The sequence below is a fragment of the Xanthobacter agilis genome (assembly GCF_021730435.1).
Taxonomy (GTDB): domain Bacteria; phylum Pseudomonadota; class Alphaproteobacteria; order Rhizobiales; family Xanthobacteraceae; genus Xanthobacter; species Xanthobacter agilis.
Genome location: NZ_JABWGX010000048.1, coordinates 1 through 15,467, shown reverse-complemented (window position 1 = coordinate 15,467; position 15,467 = coordinate 1). Strand labels below are relative to the sequence as shown.

The following is a 15,467-nucleotide window of genomic DNA, read 5'->3' as shown; positions in this document are numbered from 1 at the left end:
CCGGAGCCGGAGCCGGAGCCGTAGCCGGAGCCGGAGCCGGAGCCGGAGCCGTAGCCGGAGCCGTAGCCGGAGCCGGAGCCTGAGCCGGAGCCGGAGCCGTAGCCGGAGCCGTAGCCGGAGCCGTAGCCGTCGCCGGAGCCGTCGCCGTCGCCGTAGCCGGAGCCGGAGCCGTAGCTATCAGCCGCGGTAGACACCGGCGGCCTCCCACTTCTCGACGGCAGCCTCAGTCACGGGCGCCACTGCGGTGATCTTGCGGAGCGTGATGTCCGCCTGGGCGCCGATGCGCGCGCCCTTCGCCGGGCCTTCGGCCGCAAGGCCCATAAATCCGCCCTGGCCGCTCGGCCAGTAGATGCAATTGCGGGCGCGCTTCAGCTCGATCACGTCGCCACTGGTGTCGGTGGCGTAGCCGAAAAACACGCCGCGGTATTCGGTGGTCACGAGCACAGGATTTTCGGTCGCGTCGGTCATGTTTGGTCCTCTTTCTGGTGGTGAAGGGGAGGAGGGGCGAGCCTGGGCCCGCCCGTTGCTCAGTCGAGCAGGCCTTCGTTCGCCAGCTTCTGCGCCATCTCAATCAGGCGGGCGGCATGGTCGGCCTGGCCCTTGGTGATCTTCGCGATGTGGTCGAGCGTCTGCTGCGGGATCGGCTTCTGGGTGGACTTGGAGGGCTGGGTGGTCATGTCGTGTCTCCCTGTTCGATGGGGAGATAGTAGGTGATGCCTACCTACGTGTCAACGGGAAAAGTAGGTAAAACCTACATTCATTCCGGAACCGTTATGTTCTTGATTTGTTCTTATTGATGAGTCAGCCTGTCGCAGCCTCAGGGGGAGGCGGAGTCAGGGGGGGGGTCGATGGCGACGAAGACGTTCTATGTGGTGCAACCCTATGTTCTGGGGAAGCGGGGCGCACTAAAAGCGGGACAGGCACGGGAGGCGCGGAGCGCGGCCGACGCGGAGCGGCTCGCTCAACGCTTGTCTGCCACGGGTGCGGGCGCCATCGCGTTTTCGCGAGAGGTAGACCCGGAATCGGATGATGCGGAACCGCCGATTCTCATCGCGAGCTATGGACGAGTGCCGGAGGGGGCTTTCGAGGCGGGGTAGGCACGAAAAAGCCCGCCGGTGAGGGCGGGCTATGGGCGGGTGCCGGGAGGGGTGGTGGAGGTGTGGTAGGGCAACAAAAGCCCGGCGCGGGGCCGGGCGATTAGGTCAGTCAGGCTTGGCGACGGCCGGAGGTGGTGGTGGGATTTGCCTCGACACTTCAGATTTAACCGCGCTTTCGACCTGGGACCCGAAGTTCAAGCCTAGGCCAATTTGACTCCCCGAGAAGGAGAACATCGCAATGATCAGCCCCGCAATGACAAGCACAGATCCCCAGATATTCCAGCGCAGGCCTGTCGTTGATTTTTCGATTTGATCCATGCGCCCGGATAGTTCGGTCCTCATGGCTTTCATCTCGCCAATAAACTCTTGGCGCATGGTTCTTATTTCGCCCGTGACTTCGGCAAGCCCGGAGCGCACCTCGCCCCGTAGCTCAGCGAATTTCGCATCCGCCCGAGCTTCTGAAGTCGCGATTTTTGCGTCGACAAGGTCGTGGTCCATGGTCTCGATTTTGCCTGGAGACTGATCCATCTGCAAGGACCTAGATTCCTCGGGCGCGGGCTTTAGGGATTTCGCGATGCTTACCACATTCTCATAGGATAACCCACTCGAAGCGACATTGCTGAGGCCTGTGGGTACGGAGTTTGCCGAGGATGTGACTGGTTGATTGTCGCGGCCAACCCAAGCAGGCCGAGAGATCCCACTCACCGGGCCCTCCCAGCGGCCCGCTTTTCGCGGGCGGCGTTCAATGCGCCTTTGTCCGCGTTTCCATCATTTTCAAGCTTCTCGATGAATTCCTCTAAAAAGGCGACACCCTCTATTAGAGCGCCAATTGGAATAATAATCTGTTGATTGAATACAACATTAGTTTCTTTGGTAGCAGACAGAGACGGATCAACTCTTGCAAATATCAATTTTGCAACTGGACCTAATGTTGTCGCATTAACAATTCCGTCTGCATAAACAGATGGGATTCTTGGATCTGGGAAATCGTCATTGTTGTTGTCACTCATGTTGCGTCTCCCAATGATAACAGCGCTTTGATCTGCGCGCTCTGTGGGTCCGTGGGCTGGCTATCGGATTATTCGCCATCACCGCCTGCTGTACTTCCCCACCACACGGTGACAGGTGGGCCAGTCCGCGCGGAATGCGGTCCACTCGCGCGGCGGGTTGTATTGCTTCAGGCGCCACTCTTGCTCAGACCAGCTCACCAGGCGCTTGATGATCGCCTCGGCATCGCCATTCGGTGGGTGGTCATAAAGCACCACATCGCTGCCGGCTGCTGGCCCTAGGCCCGGATGAATCAGGGCCATGTCGCCGTGGCAAAAGGCCGGGTCCATCGAGTCGCCGTAGACCAGCAGGCCATATGAGCCCGGCACGCCCTCGAGAATGGATGGCCGCTTGACCCACTCGATCGGCTCGAATGTCACGATCTGGTGGCCTTCGCCGCCGGCCGCCGCCGCGTAGATGGGGAAATCCTTTGCACCCACCAATTCCGAACCGGGGATGATCTCGGGCTTGAAGCCGCTGATTTTTTTGGCTGATGGCTGATCGGCGCTCGCTGTCCAGGCAGGCGCATCCCCGCGACCATCAAGGAGCCATTCGGCAGAGGTGTGCAGAAGATCCGCCAGCTTTGAGAGGCGGCTCACCGCAGGCTTGGTGGTGCCGCCTTCCCACTGTGTAACGGAGACGCGCTTGATCCCGAAATGAGCGGCGATGTCATCTTGAGTCAGCCCACAGGCATCTCGCGCGTACCGGATTCTGCTGCCTAGCGTTTCCATCAGCTACCCGTAGCCAACGCCTACTCGAAAATCACCTACAGTAGGCATTGACTGCATAAGTAGGTTATGCCTACATGTGAGCATGATTGAGCGCATCCGAGAATTGGCCGATAAAGCGGGTGGCTTGAAGAGCTTCGCCCGCCAGCTCGGGATCAAGCACCAGTCGTTGTATTCGTGGCGGGACATCCCCCCAGGGCGAGTACGCGATGTCGAGCGCATCACCGGCGTCTCCCGTCACGACTTGCGCCCGGACATCTATGGCCCCGCACCCACCCCTCAAGAGGAGGTGGTGTGATGAAAGAGGCAATCATCGCCGCTGGCCTGTATTGCGGGTGGCGCGTTGCGAGCACAGTCGTCGGCCCGCTGGAGTTCCGCCGCACCGAGCGCGTCACTACGCAGACCTACACCTATCACTGCGATGCTGACCATGACGGGGATGCAGCATGACCCGCTCTCCCTTCATCTTCCTTTACTGCGACGGAACACGCGAAATGCTCCTCCTCATGGGGTGGGCGCATGCTCGCCAGCTCGCGGACGCGCTGCGTGACAGCGTCGTGCGGGTGACGGACGAGGCCGGCGCGGTTGTGTGGGAGGCCACTTGATGGCCTCTACATCTCTTTCGGGCGGGGGACTTCCTGCCGGTGAGCACGGGCATCGGTACAGCAACATCAGATCGGCCCCCGCCGCCGCTTATTGCGGTTCATTTCGCCGTCAATCTGGTGACCCCGTGCATCTATTCGGACAGGAGAGAGGGGCGCCCCCGCCGGCGAGGCGCGACAGATTGGCCGGCGAGGGCGCTGGGCTCGGATGCGCGAGGGGCAACAGTGCGCTCCGAGCCGCTCCAGGACGCAGCGACATTGCTGCGCACCCTGTCCATGATGTCAGTGATTTTCTCGGCTCCGTCGATGGGCATTGCGGAGAGCGTCGAGACGCGGGCCAACGCTTCCGCCTCGATCTCTTGGATTGTGGTCTTCAGCCCCGGCTCGCGTGCCAGCACGAGCATGACGAGCTGACGGTAGGCGTCTGCATAGGCCCGGCCTTCGACATAGGCGGTGAGTGCTCGCGTCTCCATTCGTATTTTCCTCAGTCTCTCGACCACGGCGCCTGCCAGGGCTCCCAGCGGTCGGAATGTGTCTTCGTCCCCGTCTCCCTGGGACCAACTGGCCACGCCGGCTCCAACCGGCAGGCCTCTTTCATCACGCAGCGTCGCGGCATTCCCGCCAAAGGTCTCCGCGATCTGCAACATCGTTCCGTCTCCGTAAGCAAACATCCAATGTCCGCACAGTCGCACATCGGAGGTAGCCAGTGGACGGAAAGTCACCCGTGCGCGCGGGTAAATCACCCGCGGCCAATTCCGGAGGCGATGTGATGTCTTCGGCTGTCGAAGCCAGAAACATGATTATTGAGATCGCAGGCCCGCAGCCCCTTGGGGTTCGTGTGAAATCCGTTCTCGCGTTTGTCGCCGAAGTGTCGGGCATTTCCGAGCGCCGCATTCGGGGGATCTGGCATCGCGAGGCGAAGACGATACTTGCCGATGAAATCAATGCCCTCAAGCGCGCACGAGAAGAGGCGGTCCATGAGCGAAACATTCAAACCAGGGCGTTTCTGGCGGCTCGTCGCGCCGATCCTGCCGTGGGCCGTGAGGATGCGGCTGGCTGAGATCTACTCGGCATCATCCGAGTATCGCGCGCGGCTTTCGGATTGGATCAACCCAAGAAATGAACAGGAGCAGGATCAATGACGGAAATTGTGCAGCTTTCTGACCATATCCAAGCGAAGGCCGGGCGAGACCCACTCACCATGTCGTCACTGGAGATCGCGGAGCTTCTCAGCCCCGATAATCCGCGCCATGACAATGTGAGGCGGACCATAGAACGCCTTGCAGAGGCAGGTGTTTTCTCACTCCCTCCGTTGGAGGATGTCAAAGTTCAGCGGGAGCGTAGAGCAGAAACGGTCTCCGTTTACCAACTCAACAAGCGTTCCAGCTTGATCGTCGTGGCGCAGCTGTCCCCAGAGTTCACCGCACGCGTGGTGGACCGCTGGCAGGAGCTTGAAGCTAAAATTGCCCAGCCGCAGGCTATCCCGACCACTGCCGAGGCTTTCGCGCACGCTTTCACCATGCTCGCCCAGACGTTCGAGCGCTTCGCCGGAGAATGCAACCCCGTCACACCGTACATGTTCACGCACCCCTTTATCGAGGGCCGCTTCCGGTGTGCCCGTGCCACGGGAGCCGCCTGATGGACGTGCAGGACCTTACATTGCGCCTTGCGATCTCGAACAAGGCGCTTGATGCCAACCTCGCTGAGACATTCAGGAAGGCCGCGCAGGCCGCCTTGGATGGCGCCTATGAGGCCTGGAAGGCAAAGCGCGGGATCGACCAAGTTGAGCGCGACACCCCGCAGTGGGACAAGATGATGAAGGCCACGAAGCCACAATACAAGGTGCTGGTGGAGGCGAAGCGCGACGAGAAGAACGCGAAGCGCCGTCTCGCCACTGCGATTGATCGCTACTGGTCTCGCTGATCTGAATACTGCGGCCCAGCCGCTCCAAAATTAACCCGCCGATCACCGGCATTTCGCCGGGCGCTGTCGTGCGCCCAAAAATGGAGAAGACCCATGTTTGACGACACCTCTTCGACCTCTCCCGCCACCGATGTCTCCGACGCTCCCGCCGGGTTTGCGAAAGAACAACTCAAGGCATTCGTGGAAAGGATCGAGCGCCTTGAGGAAGAAAAGAAGGCGTTGACTGACGACATCAAGGATGTGTTTTCGGAAGCCGAAGCGAATGGGTTTGACAAGAAAGCTCTGCGCGAAATCCTGAAGATCCGAAAGGAAGACGAGGAAAAGCGCAAGGAACTCGACGCCATCGTCGAGATGTATGCCCGCGCCCTCGGCACCATCCTCTGAGGACTGGGCATGATTATTCTTGGCGTTGATCCAGGCCTCAATGGCGCATTCGCGATCCTTGGTGATGGGGCGCTGATTGAGGCCGCAGACCTCCCAACGATGGGAGAGGGAGCCCGGCGCCGGCTGGATAGCGGCGCCTGGTCCGACACGCTGCGCCTCACCAGATTTGATCTGGCTGTAGTCGAGCAGGTTGGAGCGATGCCCGGCCAGGGTGTCAGCAGCATGTTCCGGTTTGGCTATGCCGCTGGGCAGATCATCGGCGTAATCGACGCGCTGCGGATACCGGTGAAGTGGGTGTCCCCCGCATCCTGGAAGCGGTCCATGAACATCGGCGCGGACAAAGAGAAATCCCGCGCGCTGGCTATCGAGACCTTCCCTGATCTTCGCGATCGGTTTCGCCGCAAGGCAGATCACGGGCGCGCGGAAGCCGCGTTGATCGCTCTATGGGGTGCGCGCACCCAGAATGGGAGAGCATGATGTCCTATCTATGGACGCCTGAAGAAGACGCTATCCTCATGAAGGGCTGCGCGGCGGGGTGGTCACGCGAGAGGATCGCAGATGCTCTCACTCAGGCCGGGCCTGCCAGGACGGCAAGCGGCGTGAAGCACCGCGCGCGAATGCTTAAGCTATCGATATCCCGACCTCCAGAGGGGGCTTGGTCCCCGATGGAAGATCAAATCCTCAAGAGTGGGGTTGAGGCTGGATTTAGCATGAGCGTGCTGTCCAAATCCCTGGCTAAGGCCGGCTATCGCAGGTCTCCGAGTGCCTGCGTCAAGAGGGCTATCCGGATCGGAGTGCGCGTCGACTACTGCGATGACCCGGAACCGATGAACAAGACCACTACCGACCCCTTTGTCGAGGCCATGCGTAAAGCCCACCCAGATCGGGAGGGCGTGAGGCGCTCGCTCTACGACAAGTCCGTGCCGGCGCGGATGTCCGGGATGCCGAAATACTCTGTCACCGGATCTCAATTTTAACCGGAGCCCGCCATGAGCATTTGCAGCCTGAGGATTGATCCAGAGGAGATCGCTGTGCCGGCGGGCCGGGATGCGCAGCGCGCCCATTACGCCGTTGTGCGGAGGCGCCTGGATAAAACCGCGCATGTGGTAATGGGCCCAGACCAGTCCGAACATGTCTCAACTTGGCGCGACCGTACCGATGGGAAATGGCTCCGCGTCAATTTTTTGAGCGCGACCGGGTGGCCGTCCACATGCCCAGGCTGGGGGGCAGGCAAGCTAATATCGGTCCAAGATCCGGAATGCGGTGATGAATTTCGACAGCCGCGCCGGGTGTTGGTGCGAGATATTATCGCAACTGTTGCCGACTATTACGAAATACGCGCCTATGACCTGCTGTCACAGCGGCGCACCCGTCCGCTTATCATTCCGAGACAGATCGCGATGTATTTCGCCAGAGAATTAACTCCGAAATCACTGCCTGAAATCGGCGGTTATTTCGGAGGTAGGGACCATACGACGGTGCTCCATGCAGCGCGAAAGATCGAGCGGCTAATCAAACTAAACCCAGAACTCGCTGAATCCGTCGTTGCGTTGCGGATGCAGTTGACGGGGGATGCGGCATGAGCACCTACCAGCAGCAGGCCGATGAGGTCGAGTGCCGCTTCATGGAGGCGCGCGACCATCTCGAAATCCTGAGGTGCAAGCCCATCGGGAAGGGCGGCCTGGACCCTGCGGAAATCAAACGCAGGGAAATGCGCCTGGACGTGCTCAAGAATGCAGCGGCCACCTTGTCGCGTGTCGCGCAAAAAGACGCTGAGCGGCGTGCTGCCCAGGTGTCGGAGGCTGCGGAATAACATGGGTGATCTCGATATGTTGTCTCATGTCGACCCAGGCCGCGCCTACCGCATCCTGGTGGGCTGCGAGACATCTGGAGTGGTGCGGAGAGCATTCGCCGCGCGAGGCCACGACGTGTGGTCGGTGGATCTGCTGCCGGCTGAGGATCGCAGCAATAGGCATATTATCGGAGATGTACGGGACCACCTCAACGAGGGGTGGGATCTGCTTGCTGTGATGCATCCTCCATGCACCAGGCTCTGCAATAGCGGCGTGCGCTGGCTCTCGACGCCGCCACCGGGTCGGACGCGGGATGAGATGTGGCGGGACCTTGCGGAGGGTGTCGCGTTCTTTTCCTCCTGCTGGAATGCCCCGGTGCCTGCGGTGTGCGTGGAAAACCCCATCATGCACCGCCACGCGCGGGAACGGATGCCAAGGGATTTACCGCGGCCCCAGATCGTGCAGCCGTGGTGGTTTGGCCACGAGGCGTTCAAGGCAACTGGCCTGTATCTACGTGGGCTCCCGCCGCTGATGCCGACAAGCTGTATGGAGCCGCCGAAATCAGGGACGGCGGATCATAAGCGCTGGAGTGCCGTCCACCGCGCGCCACCCAGTCCTGATCGGTGGCGCTTCCGCTCACGCACCTTCACCGGTTTCGCGGCGGCGATGGCAGAGCAGTGGAGCCCCATGGCCCGCGGACGGATGGGGGCTGCGGAATGAGCGGGTGGGTTCGCCTCTGGGAAGATATGCCCACTGACCCAAAGTGGCGTGTGGTTGCCCGCAAGAGCGGGCAAGCGGTTCCGTCCGTCATTGCGGTGTTCACGATCCTCATGGTCGAGGGCGGCAAGGCAGGCCGCAGTGGGGATATATCTGGCGCACGCGTTGAGGACATTGCGGCAGCACTGGACATGGATGACGACGCCGTCAGCGCGATCATCGATGCAATGCAGGGCCGCGTGATCGATGGGCATGCGCTTTCAGGATGGGATCGGCGCCAGCCGAAACGCGAGGACACCAGTACGCAACGCGTCAAGGAATACAGGGAACGCAAGAAACAAGATGTTAAACGCGCCGAAACACAGTGTAACGCACCAGAAGCAGAAGCAGAAGCAGAAGCAGAGATATCTGATGCTGACGCATCAGACGTGAGCGCGCCTACGCATCCCCCGGATGATGATTGGCCGAGGGATTTCCAAGATCTGTTTTGGCGGGCCTATCCACACCGCGTTGGAAAATCAGATGCCCTCGCCAAGCTTGACCGCATTCGCAAATCCCGCCGCGTGACCTTCGCCAAACTCATGTCCGGGCTAGATGCGTACATCGCCAGCAAGCCGCCCGACCGACAGTGGTGCAACCCCGCAACGTGGCTGAACCAGGGACGATGGGACGATGAACCAAACATTGCAGCACCACCACGAGGACAGGAGCGGAGCCAGCACGAGCTGCTCACGGCATTCGATCGGCTCCGGGACCATGCGCAGCGCATGGAAGACGCTGGCGGACCTGAGGGTCGGTGGAGCGCATGACGAGGCGGCGCGCACCCACTCGGCCGAGAGCCTGGAGCAGGCTATCGCGGCGCTGCGGATCGTGACCAGTGACCAGAACGCGACCCCAACACAAGCCGTCGAGTTTTCGCGGGGCCTGATGGGCCAATACCGGGCGCGAGATTTCGTGGACGCTGAGACATTCGCCGCATCGTTGGCGACCGTATTCCAAAACTTCCAACGGATGCTATGCCGCCTGTGTATCGACCCGATGGTGGGTCTACCGGCCGAGTCTAAATTCCCGCCGACAGTGCAGGAAGTGCGGGAGTGGTTGGACCGGGAGGCCGGGCGGCTGCGCTATTACGAGTGGCGGGCCAAAGAGGTGAGGGCGGCGCAGTTGGCCGGTCCGAAGGCGGTCGCGCCGCCGGTAGTCGAGCCCAGGGCATCGCTGGATTCCGTGGCTGCACTGGTCGCCGCGCTCGCACCAAAAGAGGGCGAGCGTGTCCGGCGTCGGCACATCCCCAACCCGGCCGGGGTGGATCACTCCGTGCCGTACCCGATCTTGAGGGGAGAGTGATGGCCGGCAGCATCGTCGAGCGCGTCGGCACCGTCGTCGATGACCAGATCATCACCCACGATGATCGGCCCTGCACCTGGGAGCGTGGGGACGAAATCGCGGGCCGGCGGCTGGACCGACGCCGGGTCTATGCCGTGATCGACGGGGATGTTTGCGAGCTGGTGATGTGGTCGGCGCGGTGCAGTGGGTGCTCTAGCGATGACCCGTACGAAGCGCGCGGCGCCGGGTGCCGCGAATGCGGTTGGACTGGCCGGCGCCGGAATGCACAGTTCATCCCGGTGCGGCTCTGCGGAAATGAGCGATAGGAGAAATCATATGGCTGGAAGTGTTAATAAAGTCGTTCTTATCGGGAATTTGGGCCGAGACCCAGAGGTGCGAACCTTCCAATCAGGCGGAAAAGTGTGTAATCTACGTATTGCCACGTCGGAAAGCTGGAAAGACAAGGTGACGGGCGAGCGGAAAGACCGAACGGAGTGGCACGCCGTCACGATCTACAACGAAAACATCGTGAATGTAGCTGAGCGATTCTTGAAGAAGGGGTCGAAAGTCTATCTTGAAGGCCAGTTGGAAACTCGAAAATACGAGAAGGATGGCCGGGAGATGTACACCACAGAGGTGGTACTGCGCCCGTTCCGGGGTCAGCTTGTCCTCCTCGACGGCAAGGATGGCGCGTCAGATGCTCAGGGAGAGGCGCAGGCGGGGAATCGTGGGTCTGAAGCTACTCGGCAAGGCGCTGTCGCAGATCGGCCGCCCACAGGCTCCACAGGCGGTTTCTCAGGTGGTGGGTTCGACGACGATATTCCTTTCGCCCCGGAGGTGCGTTGATGGAATGGATGCCTTACCTCATGGGGTTTGCTGAGCACGCGGCGACGAAATCGAAGGACCCGACGCAGGTCGGCGCGGCCCTGGTAGGGCCTGGGAATGAGGTCCGCTTGACCGCATTCAACGGGCCTCCGCATGGCGTGAAAGATCTGCCAGAAAGGTTCGAGCGCCCGGCCAAGTATCTCTTCGCCTCACATGCGGAGGCGAACCTGATCGCGTTCGCGGCCCGTGAGGGCATCCGCACCGATGGGTGCACCGTTTTTGTCACCCATATGCCGTGTGCATCATGTGCCCGCACCATGATCCAGGCTGGAATCAAGGCCGTATTCTTCGGCGCCGGGACGACATCAATGCCGGCAGAAGAATTTGAGGCCTCCCGGCAGATGTTTAAGGAAGCCAGGGTTCTTGTTACTGCAATCATGGAGAAACACTATGCGTGACCCTGCGAAAACCCACGCCGTCGCAACGTCCGTCATCGCCGGGCTCCGCAATGCGGCGGTCAAAGCCCAGCGCTCCGGAGATGTGACGATCGCATCCGACATCCGCGAAAACATCGCGCTTCTGGAATGGGTTGTAAAAGACATTCAACAGCAGATCACGGCGCAAGAATGCGCCAAGGCTGGTGGGCGATGAGTCTAGGTGCGAGGCCGGTAACGGGTTGGTGGCCGAAAGGTGGGTGGCCGATGAGCGTCGATGAGCCCAGGGATGCGCATTATGCGCTACTCCGCTCCACCCTGGACGCCGCCTTTGAGCAGGCCAGCGCCGGAAAGGGTAGGGAGCGGCACGCCAATGGACGCCCGTTTGACCGGCAACCAATTATGGAAATCGGCCGCATGGTCGGGCCTGGATATGCGACGGGGCAGGCGATGAAGAAATCCCAGGAAGCGCTTGGGATGCTATCGCGTGGCGAGCGCGATGCGGCTGTGAGGGAGTTGCTTGGGGCTATCATCTACACGGCAGCGGCGGTGCTCCTGATCGAGGAAGGCGCCGCAAATGGATAGCGCCGAAGAGGTGATCGAAGCATTGTCCGAAAGCGAGCGGCTGCTGAGGGCTGAAAACGCGCGGCTGCGGTCGGAATATGACGGGCTGCTCCGGCTCTATGCCCAGGAAAGGGATGCGCGGGCGCTCGAACAATACGCCCATGCGCAGACCAAGGCATGGCTTGAAGCCGCACAAAAATCTCTCGTGGTGGAGTGGGATTGATGAACCGGGATGTTAAGGACCTCGTGAAGCGGCTCACACTGCACCCAAGCGACCTGGGCGGCCCGTCCTACATGCAGATGATACGGGAGCGCGAAGAAGTAGCCTCCGTGCTTGAAGGCCAAGTGGCTTGGATCGCGCGGGTGGAAAGGGCTCGCGACCCGCGTAGTGAAGCCGCTGTTGAGCGCGAGCGTGACGCATTTAAGGCCGGGGTGGCTTACGCGGAGGTGCTGGCCCGACAAGAGAAGCAGCCGGATCTGACGGACATCGGCGCTGTCTACCAGATCGCCCACGACGGATTTGAGGGCGAGGTGATCGGCAGCTATCGCACGCGAGAGGGGAAAGACGGCGTTGTGCTTCAGCAGGTCGGGACGCGGGTGGTCCACGTCTATGGCTGCAAGTGGCTCCAAAAGTAATGCTCACTGACCGCCGCGCTCGCGAGCTTCTTTGGCCGATCTACGCCATGTCCTTCGTTATCCAGGACGGTGTGCCAGAAGACCAGAGGAGCGACCCGGATTACATCCGATTTATGCAATGCGCGGGGATCGCGGAAGCTGAAATCGCGGCGCTGCATGGCAAGAGGCCGAAGGAATGGCGCAAGATCGCGCTCTCCACAATGCGCGCCGTGGGCGATGCGGTGAAGCCGTATATCAAAGCCGATGCGGAAGTGGGGAAAATCGGTCTAATCGTCTTTTTCGTGCTTCAACGGCTCATCGAAACAGGATATTTTGAATATTCGGATGGCAGCGCGATTGACGAGGCGATGGGGCTTTACATGGGGGCCATTGACCACCATGCCGAGGTCGAGTTGAAGCGCAAATCTGCTGAAAAACAGGCCTGGAACATGATGCGCGAATTGCAGCGTATCGGGTATTTCCGTGACGCGGAAACCACGGAAGCGGCTTAACACGAGGGGCTACGATGCGGAACAAAAAGCGGAAGGGCCGTCCGTCTACACCGAACACCCAGCGCTATCCCTGTGGAAAGATCAAGAATGAATACCGCTCCCCACGCGGGGAGACTGAGACGCAAATCAAATCGACGGTCTTGGCCTATCGGCGCCGAACCATGAGTGAGGACGACGCCGGCCGGAGCGAGGCGGGGTATTCAGCCGGCCGCCTGTTTTTGCGCGGTGTCCTGAAGAGATGGCATCACGAAGCGGCGAAAGAGTATGCGCGTCTCGTGCACGACTACCAGATTTCACATGGGTACCCGAGCCCATTTCCTCGGTCCATGGATATCGGCGCTGTGCATGGGCTATCGCTGCGAAATGAACCCGATGCGGACATTGTGCGGAGGGTGGCTAACCAGTATATGAGGTGCATGACGGCGTTGGCAGATGCAGGGAAAGCTGCTGCCTCTGAGGTCAGGAATGTGTGCATCCATGACGAAGACACCTTGAGTCTTGACGCGCTGATCCTTGGGCTCGACTCTCTTGTGAGTTTTTTCGGGATACCTGTTGACAGGGACGACTGAGGTCTGTAATTTCCGAAATTGAGGCTAGGCGCTTTGCGCCGGGCATGAGTTTCGCGCTTCTGCGATACGAGGTGCAGACCCAATCTTCGGCCCACTAGGCTGGACTTTGGCGAGCACGGCGCTAAAGGCAAGCATCCGGCCCGCGCCGGCTGAGAGGCCGGCAACAAATTCGCGCTTCGGCGCATATAGATCCCCGCCGGGGGGTAACACGACCCCATCATGCGGTATCCAATCCGCTGGCATTATGGGCTTCGGAATCCGGGTGAGACAACACTAAACCGACCCCGCGAATGTCGTTAAACTTGCGCCCTTATTCGCGCTTCGGCGCACGAGTTCGACGCGGCCGTGACATGGGCGCCAATCCCAGGGACGTAATGGTGAGAGCCGATGACCGCCGTGTCGATGAGTTCTGAGGCCGCCACCGGTGGTGGCTGGGATCCGACAGCGCCCGGCCTCAGATTAGTTTGCGAGCGACCCGGCGCCTGAGCATCCGGGACCATTTCGCGGTACGTGCCCTGGACCGTCTCCGCTCGCGGTCATGTGTTATCCTAGGCACGTGGCAAGGCTCCGGATGGCGCCGCGAATACCCTCTAGATGGGCCAAGTTTTCGCTAGACTTTGCCTTCGCTCTCGGGATGGCACACAGGAGCCCGAGAGATGCTGGCATGCTCCACGGCCTCGGGCGGCAACCTAAGGCCGTGCTTCTATTCGCCGTCGTAGCTCAGATGGCAGAGCAGCCGCTTTGTAAGCGGACGCGCGCGGGTTCGATGCCTGCCGGCGGCACCACATATGAGGCCCGCATGGACGATCTGGAGCGTAAGGCCGTGTTCCTATCCACCCTCCACCACCTGCGACAGACCATCGGAGCCGAGCCTGACGAGTTCGCGTCCATGCTGGTGGAAACAGCGATGCTCCTGGCGCCGCAGCTTTTCAACATGGGCGAGGACGACGAGGACGACATGCCGGAGCCCGCTACCGAGGTGCGGCAGTGACCTGCCTGCGCTGCCTCAAGGCGCGCCGGGCTGTCGCTGCTGCAATTAAGGCCGCCGTCAAGGGCAGCATAGAGACAGCCGCCTCACAGGCGCGCGCCGCCGGTGCCGAGATCGCGGCGAAGGTGAAAGACGCTCTTGCGAAGCTGAAATGACCAACAAGCCGAAAGCCGACTGGGATGCCATCGAGCGCGAGTTCCGCGCCGGGCAGCTTTCCAACCGTGAGATAGCGGCCCGCTTCGGGGTCACCGAAGGAGCTATCCGCAAGAAAGCGAAGGCGGCTGGTTGGGAGCGCGACCTCGCGGACAAAGTGCGCAATGAGGTGCGTGCCAAGCTGGTACGCATTGACGGTACGCAGCCGGGTACGCAGCAGGAACGCACGAAGGCTGATAGGGAGATCGTGGAGACGGTCTCTCTGCGCGGCGTCGAGGTGCAACTCTCTCACCGGCGCGACCTCCAGCAGCTCCACGCGCTCAAGCGCATCCTGGCGGACAGGCTCGCGACCGTGCTTCAGGGCAAAAAGCCGGATGGCCCCTGCATGGGGGACAAGGAAAGCCCCGGCGATTTACTGGAGAAGCTATCCCGCGTCACCTCGCGTCTCATCCCCTTGGAGCGGCAGGCGCACAACCTCGACGATGACGCGGTGCGGGTCGAGCACACCGGGCGCGGTGGCGGCGTGATCGAGGTCGCCGCCCTGACGTCCGACGAATTGCGGGAGCGCTTGAAGGAACGTGGCCTCCCCACCCGCATTTTCGACTAGAGACATTGACCTCCTTGAGCAGCTCGCGATCCATGAGGCGCGCGATCGGTTTTGGGCATATCGTCAATACCTGACGCCGAAGATCAAGATCGGATGGTGGCAGCGTGAGATCGCCGGGCACCTCGAACAATTCAAGGCGGACTTGATCGGTGGAAAGCGTCCGATCCTCATCATCACCGCGCCGCCGCAGCACGGGAAGTCGTTCCAGGTTCTAGAGTTCATATCTTGGCTAGTTGGGCATGACCCTGACTTGAGGTGCATCTACGCATCCTTTTCAGAGAGGCTTGGGGTAAGGGCAAACCTCAGGCTCCAGCGGATTTTCGACGGGGAGAAGTACAAGCGACTGTTCCCCGGCACGCGGATCAACTCGTCAAACGTCGTGACCATCTCTGGCCAGCACCTGAGAAACCGGGAAATCCTCGAATTTGTGGACCGAGACGGCTACTTTCGGAACACGACGGTTCGAGGGTCTGTGACTGGCGAGGGCCTAGGGTCGAGACTCAACGTATCCAGCATGAGACGAGTGCGGCGAGGCACAAGGAGGCGAGATAGTTCCTCGCCAGCTTGTCGTATCGTGTGGCGATGC

General features: G+C 61.0%; 32 protein-coding genes, 1 tRNA gene and 1 pseudogene. 27 read left to right on the top strand and 7 right to left on the bottom strand.

Features of this window, described 5'->3' with window-relative positions; translation table 11 throughout:
* The 6 genes from HUW53_RS21175 to HUW53_RS21150 all read right to left on the bottom strand — a co-directional run.
* Window positions 1-194, bottom strand: a 194-nt coding sequence (locus tag HUW53_RS21175; RefSeq protein ID WP_237347739.1) for a hypothetical protein, incomplete at its 3' end; no start/stop codon positions are given.
* Window positions 178-468 (bottom strand): DUF6948 domain-containing protein, encoded by a 291-nt coding sequence (locus tag HUW53_RS21170; RefSeq protein ID WP_237347738.1) that lies wholly within the window; start codon window positions 466-468, stop codon window positions 178-180. The genes HUW53_RS21175 and HUW53_RS21170, both read right to left, overlap by 17 nt.
* Window positions 469-527: 59 nt before the next feature.
* On the bottom strand, window positions 528-677 hold the full coding sequence (locus tag HUW53_RS21165) for a hypothetical protein (protein ID WP_237347737.1): 150 nt from the start codon (window positions 675-677) through the stop codon (window positions 528-530).
* A 525-nt stretch (window positions 678-1,202) separates the two neighbouring features.
* On the bottom strand, window positions 1,203-1,631 hold the full coding sequence (locus tag HUW53_RS21160; RefSeq protein WP_237347736.1) for a hypothetical protein: 429 nt from the start codon (window positions 1,629-1,631) through the stop codon (window positions 1,203-1,205).
* Between the two features lie 167 nt (window positions 1,632-1,798).
* Window positions 1,799-2,107 carry a hypothetical protein gene (locus HUW53_RS21155; protein WP_237347735.1) on the bottom strand — a complete coding sequence of 103 codons (309 nt, stop codon included), beginning with the start codon at window positions 2,105-2,107 and terminating at the stop codon, window positions 1,799-1,801.
* 78 nt (window positions 2,108-2,185) lie between these two features.
* The gene (locus tag HUW53_RS21150; RefSeq protein ID WP_237347734.1) at window positions 2,186-2,875 is read right to left on the bottom strand and encodes an XRE family transcriptional regulator; all 690 of its coding nucleotides are present in this window, start codon (window positions 2,873-2,875) and stop codon (window positions 2,186-2,188) included.
* Between the two features lie 82 nt (window positions 2,876-2,957).
* Between HUW53_RS21150 and HUW53_RS21145 the strand changes: the two genes are divergently transcribed.
* Genes HUW53_RS21145 through HUW53_RS21135 form a run of 3 tightly spaced genes read left to right on the top strand, consistent with a single transcriptional unit; the run spans window position 2,958 to window position 3,477 of the window.
* The gene (locus HUW53_RS21145) at window positions 2,958-3,170 is read left to right on the top strand and encodes a transcriptional regulator (protein ID WP_237347733.1); all 213 of its coding nucleotides are present in this window, start codon (window positions 2,958-2,960) and stop codon (window positions 3,168-3,170) included.
* Entirely contained in the window at window positions 3,170-3,322 is a 153-nt protein-coding gene (locus HUW53_RS21140) for a hypothetical protein (RefSeq protein WP_237347732.1), read from the top strand. Before HUW53_RS21145 ends, HUW53_RS21140 begins: the two co-directional genes overlap by 1 nt.
* Complete coding sequence (locus HUW53_RS21135; RefSeq protein ID WP_237347731.1) at window positions 3,319-3,477, top strand: hypothetical protein; 159 nt, start codon at window positions 3,319-3,321, stop codon at window positions 3,475-3,477. The genes HUW53_RS21140 and HUW53_RS21135 overlap by 4 nt, the downstream gene beginning before the upstream one ends.
* Before the next feature lie 131 nt (window positions 3,478-3,608).
* Here HUW53_RS21135 and HUW53_RS21130 read toward each other — a convergent pair whose 3' ends face one another.
* Window positions 3,609-4,121: a hypothetical protein gene (locus HUW53_RS21130; RefSeq protein WP_237347730.1), complete on the bottom strand. Its 513-nt coding sequence runs from the start codon at window positions 4,119-4,121 to the stop codon at window positions 3,609-3,611.
* 122 nt (window positions 4,122-4,243) lie between these two features.
* Here HUW53_RS21130 and HUW53_RS21125 point away from each other — a divergent pair, with 122 nt between their 5' ends.
* The 24 genes and pseudogenes from HUW53_RS21125 (at window position 4,244) to HUW53_RS21010 (ending at window position 14,881) form a co-directional block, all read left to right on the top strand.
* Window positions 4,244-4,534, top strand: a complete 291-nt coding sequence (locus HUW53_RS21125; protein WP_237347729.1) for a hypothetical protein — start codon at window positions 4,244-4,246, stop codon at window positions 4,532-4,534.
* Window positions 4,535-4,612: 78 nt separating this feature from the next.
* Window positions 4,613-5,113, top strand: a complete 501-nt coding sequence (locus HUW53_RS21120) for a Rha family transcriptional regulator (RefSeq protein WP_237347728.1) — start codon at window positions 4,613-4,615, stop codon at window positions 5,111-5,113.
* The gene (locus tag HUW53_RS21115; RefSeq protein WP_237347727.1) at window positions 5,113-5,397 is read left to right on the top strand and encodes a hypothetical protein; all 285 of its coding nucleotides are present in this window, start codon (window positions 5,113-5,115) and stop codon (window positions 5,395-5,397) included. Before HUW53_RS21120 ends, HUW53_RS21115 begins: the two co-directional genes overlap by 1 nt.
* A gap of 93 nt (window positions 5,398-5,490) precedes the next feature.
* On the top strand, window positions 5,491-5,781 hold the full coding sequence (locus HUW53_RS21110) for a DUF2312 domain-containing protein (RefSeq protein WP_237347726.1): 291 nt from the start codon (window positions 5,491-5,493) through the stop codon (window positions 5,779-5,781).
* Window positions 5,782-5,790: 9 nt separating this feature from the next.
* Entirely contained in the window at window positions 5,791-6,258 is a 468-nt protein-coding gene (locus HUW53_RS21105; RefSeq protein ID WP_237347725.1) for a RuvC family protein, read from the top strand.
* A 233-nt stretch (window positions 6,259-6,491) separates the two neighbouring features.
* Window positions 6,492-6,758 carry a hypothetical protein gene (locus HUW53_RS21100; protein ID WP_237347724.1) on the top strand — a complete coding sequence of 89 codons (267 nt, stop codon included), beginning with the start codon at window positions 6,492-6,494 and terminating at the stop codon, window positions 6,756-6,758.
* Window positions 6,759-7,124: 366 nt separating this feature from the next.
* Window positions 7,125-7,293 (top strand): annotated as a pseudogene (locus tag HUW53_RS22160) (helix-turn-helix domain-containing protein); the annotation flags it as partial.
* A gap of 67 nt (window positions 7,294-7,360) precedes the next feature.
* A complete protein-coding gene (locus tag HUW53_RS21090) occupies window positions 7,361-7,594 on the top strand; it encodes a hypothetical protein (protein ID WP_237347722.1) in 234 nt (77 codons plus the stop codon).
* A gap of 1 nt (window position 7,595) precedes the next feature.
* Entirely contained in the window at window positions 7,596-8,294 is a 699-nt protein-coding gene (locus tag HUW53_RS21085) for a hypothetical protein (protein ID WP_237347721.1), read from the top strand.
* Window positions 8,291-9,100: a hypothetical protein gene (locus HUW53_RS21080; protein WP_237347720.1), complete on the top strand. Its 810-nt coding sequence runs from the start codon at window positions 8,291-8,293 to the stop codon at window positions 9,098-9,100. The genes HUW53_RS21085 and HUW53_RS21080 overlap by 4 nt, the downstream gene beginning before the upstream one ends.
* Entirely contained in the window at window positions 9,048-9,635 is a 588-nt protein-coding gene (locus HUW53_RS21075; protein ID WP_237347719.1) for a hypothetical protein, read from the top strand. Before HUW53_RS21080 ends, HUW53_RS21075 begins: the two co-directional genes overlap by 53 nt.
* Window positions 9,635-9,940, top strand: a complete 306-nt coding sequence (locus HUW53_RS21070; protein WP_237347718.1) for a hypothetical protein — start codon at window positions 9,635-9,637, stop codon at window positions 9,938-9,940. The genes HUW53_RS21075 and HUW53_RS21070 overlap by 1 nt, the downstream gene beginning before the upstream one ends.
* A gap of 10 nt (window positions 9,941-9,950) precedes the next feature.
* Window positions 9,951-10,460 (top strand): single-stranded DNA-binding protein, encoded by a 510-nt coding sequence (gene ssb, locus HUW53_RS21065; protein ID WP_237347717.1) that lies wholly within the window; start codon window positions 9,951-9,953, stop codon window positions 10,458-10,460.
* Window positions 10,460-10,897, top strand: a complete 438-nt coding sequence (locus HUW53_RS21060) for a deoxycytidylate deaminase (protein WP_237347716.1) — start codon at window positions 10,460-10,462, stop codon at window positions 10,895-10,897. Before ssb ends, HUW53_RS21060 begins: the two co-directional genes overlap by 1 nt.
* Window positions 10,890-11,090: a hypothetical protein gene (locus HUW53_RS21055; RefSeq protein WP_237347715.1), complete on the top strand. Its 201-nt coding sequence runs from the start codon at window positions 10,890-10,892 to the stop codon at window positions 11,088-11,090. Before HUW53_RS21060 ends, HUW53_RS21055 begins: the two co-directional genes overlap by 8 nt.
* A gap of 50 nt (window positions 11,091-11,140) precedes the next feature.
* Window positions 11,141-11,458 (top strand): hypothetical protein, encoded by a 318-nt coding sequence (locus HUW53_RS21050; protein WP_237347714.1) that lies wholly within the window; start codon window positions 11,141-11,143, stop codon window positions 11,456-11,458.
* Complete coding sequence (locus tag HUW53_RS21045) at window positions 11,451-11,660, top strand: hypothetical protein (RefSeq protein WP_237347713.1); 210 nt, start codon at window positions 11,451-11,453, stop codon at window positions 11,658-11,660. The genes HUW53_RS21050 and HUW53_RS21045 overlap by 8 nt, the downstream gene beginning before the upstream one ends.
* Window positions 11,660-12,073: a gas vesicle protein GvpO gene (locus HUW53_RS21040; protein WP_237347712.1), complete on the top strand. Its 414-nt coding sequence runs from the start codon at window positions 11,660-11,662 to the stop codon at window positions 12,071-12,073. Before HUW53_RS21045 ends, HUW53_RS21040 begins: the two co-directional genes overlap by 1 nt.
* Window positions 12,074-12,120: 47 nt before the next feature.
* Window positions 12,121-12,564, top strand: coding sequence for a hypothetical protein (locus HUW53_RS21035; RefSeq protein WP_237347711.1), 444 nt, complete (start codon window positions 12,121-12,123; stop codon window positions 12,562-12,564).
* Between the two features lie 161 nt (window positions 12,565-12,725).
* Window positions 12,726-13,133 carry a hypothetical protein gene (locus HUW53_RS21030; protein ID WP_237347710.1) on the top strand — a complete coding sequence of 136 codons (408 nt, stop codon included), beginning with the start codon at window positions 12,726-12,728 and terminating at the stop codon, window positions 13,131-13,133.
* Window positions 13,134-13,842: 709 nt separating this feature from the next.
* Window positions 13,843-13,918 (top strand) — tRNA-Thr (locus tag HUW53_RS21025).
* A 14-nt stretch (window positions 13,919-13,932) separates the two neighbouring features.
* Window positions 13,933-14,124, top strand: coding sequence for a hypothetical protein (locus HUW53_RS21020; RefSeq protein ID WP_237347709.1), 192 nt, complete (start codon window positions 13,933-13,935; stop codon window positions 14,122-14,124).
* Window positions 14,121-14,276: a hypothetical protein gene (locus HUW53_RS21015; RefSeq protein WP_237347708.1), complete on the top strand. Its 156-nt coding sequence runs from the start codon at window positions 14,121-14,123 to the stop codon at window positions 14,274-14,276. Before HUW53_RS21020 ends, HUW53_RS21015 begins: the two co-directional genes overlap by 4 nt.
* On the top strand, window positions 14,273-14,881 hold the full coding sequence (locus tag HUW53_RS21010; RefSeq protein WP_237347707.1) for a hypothetical protein: 609 nt from the start codon (window positions 14,273-14,275) through the stop codon (window positions 14,879-14,881). The genes HUW53_RS21015 and HUW53_RS21010 overlap by 4 nt, the downstream gene beginning before the upstream one ends.
* Window positions 14,882-15,467 lie beyond the last annotated feature (586 nt).

What these genes read in the sequence shown, in the direction of transcription:
- HUW53_RS21170 (WP_237347738.1), bottom strand. Translation starts at nt 468, where the DNA reads ATGACCGACGCGACCGAAAATCCTGTGCTCGTGACCACCGAATACCGC.
- HUW53_RS21165 (WP_237347737.1), bottom strand. Translation starts at nt 677, where the DNA reads ATGACCACCCAGCCCTCCAAGTCCACCCAGAAGCCGATCCCGCAGCAG.
- HUW53_RS21155 (WP_237347735.1), bottom strand. Translation starts at nt 2,107, where the DNA reads ATGAGTGACAACAACAATGACGATTTCCCAGATCCAAGAATCCCATCT.
- HUW53_RS21150 (WP_237347734.1), bottom strand. Translation starts at nt 2,875, where the DNA reads ATGGAAACGCTAGGCAGCAGAATCCGGTACGCGCGAGATGCCTGTGGG.
- HUW53_RS21145 (WP_237347733.1), top strand. Translation starts at nt 2,958, where the DNA reads ATGATTGAGCGCATCCGAGAATTGGCCGATAAAGCGGGTGGCTTGAAG.
- HUW53_RS21140 (WP_237347732.1), top strand. Translation starts at nt 3,170, where the DNA reads ATGAAAGAGGCAATCATCGCCGCTGGCCTGTATTGCGGGTGGCGCGTT.
- HUW53_RS21135 (WP_237347731.1), top strand. Translation starts at nt 3,319, where the DNA reads ATGACCCGCTCTCCCTTCATCTTCCTTTACTGCGACGGAACACGCGAA.
- HUW53_RS21130 (WP_237347730.1), bottom strand. Translation starts at nt 4,121, where the DNA reads ATGTTGCAGATCGCGGAGACCTTTGGCGGGAATGCCGCGACGCTGCGT.
- HUW53_RS21125 (WP_237347729.1), top strand. Translation starts at nt 4,244, where the DNA reads ATGTCTTCGGCTGTCGAAGCCAGAAACATGATTATTGAGATCGCAGGC.
- HUW53_RS21120 (WP_237347728.1), top strand. Translation starts at nt 4,613, where the DNA reads ATGACGGAAATTGTGCAGCTTTCTGACCATATCCAAGCGAAGGCCGGG.
- HUW53_RS21115 (WP_237347727.1), top strand. Translation starts at nt 5,113, where the DNA reads ATGGACGTGCAGGACCTTACATTGCGCCTTGCGATCTCGAACAAGGCG.
- HUW53_RS21110 (WP_237347726.1), top strand. Translation starts at nt 5,491, where the DNA reads ATGTTTGACGACACCTCTTCGACCTCTCCCGCCACCGATGTCTCCGAC.
- HUW53_RS21105 (WP_237347725.1), top strand. Translation starts at nt 5,791, where the DNA reads ATGATTATTCTTGGCGTTGATCCAGGCCTCAATGGCGCATTCGCGATC.
- HUW53_RS21100 (WP_237347724.1), top strand. Translation starts at nt 6,492, where the DNA reads ATGAGCGTGCTGTCCAAATCCCTGGCTAAGGCCGGCTATCGCAGGTCT.
- HUW53_RS21090 (WP_237347722.1), top strand. Translation starts at nt 7,361, where the DNA reads ATGAGCACCTACCAGCAGCAGGCCGATGAGGTCGAGTGCCGCTTCATG.
- HUW53_RS21085 (WP_237347721.1), top strand. Translation starts at nt 7,596, where the DNA reads ATGGGTGATCTCGATATGTTGTCTCATGTCGACCCAGGCCGCGCCTAC.
- HUW53_RS21080 (WP_237347720.1), top strand. Translation starts at nt 8,291, where the DNA reads ATGAGCGGGTGGGTTCGCCTCTGGGAAGATATGCCCACTGACCCAAAG.
- HUW53_RS21075 (WP_237347719.1), top strand. Translation starts at nt 9,048, where the DNA reads ATGCGCAGCGCATGGAAGACGCTGGCGGACCTGAGGGTCGGTGGAGCG.
- HUW53_RS21070 (WP_237347718.1), top strand. Translation starts at nt 9,635, where the DNA reads ATGGCCGGCAGCATCGTCGAGCGCGTCGGCACCGTCGTCGATGACCAG.
- ssb (WP_237347717.1), top strand. Translation starts at nt 9,951, where the DNA reads ATGGCTGGAAGTGTTAATAAAGTCGTTCTTATCGGGAATTTGGGCCGA.
- HUW53_RS21060 (WP_237347716.1), top strand. Translation starts at nt 10,460, where the DNA reads ATGGAATGGATGCCTTACCTCATGGGGTTTGCTGAGCACGCGGCGACG.
- HUW53_RS21055 (WP_237347715.1), top strand. Translation starts at nt 10,890, where the DNA reads ATGCGTGACCCTGCGAAAACCCACGCCGTCGCAACGTCCGTCATCGCC.
- HUW53_RS21050 (WP_237347714.1), top strand. Translation starts at nt 11,141, where the DNA reads ATGAGCGTCGATGAGCCCAGGGATGCGCATTATGCGCTACTCCGCTCC.
- HUW53_RS21045 (WP_237347713.1), top strand. Translation starts at nt 11,451, where the DNA reads ATGGATAGCGCCGAAGAGGTGATCGAAGCATTGTCCGAAAGCGAGCGG.
- HUW53_RS21040 (WP_237347712.1), top strand. Translation starts at nt 11,660, where the DNA reads ATGAACCGGGATGTTAAGGACCTCGTGAAGCGGCTCACACTGCACCCA.
- HUW53_RS21035 (WP_237347711.1), top strand. Translation starts at nt 12,121, where the DNA reads ATGTCCTTCGTTATCCAGGACGGTGTGCCAGAAGACCAGAGGAGCGAC.
- HUW53_RS21030 (WP_237347710.1), top strand. Translation starts at nt 12,726, where the DNA reads ATGAGTGAGGACGACGCCGGCCGGAGCGAGGCGGGGTATTCAGCCGGC.
- HUW53_RS21020 (WP_237347709.1), top strand. Translation starts at nt 13,933, where the DNA reads ATGGACGATCTGGAGCGTAAGGCCGTGTTCCTATCCACCCTCCACCAC.
- HUW53_RS21010 (WP_237347707.1), top strand. Translation starts at nt 14,273, where the DNA reads ATGACCAACAAGCCGAAAGCCGACTGGGATGCCATCGAGCGCGAGTTC.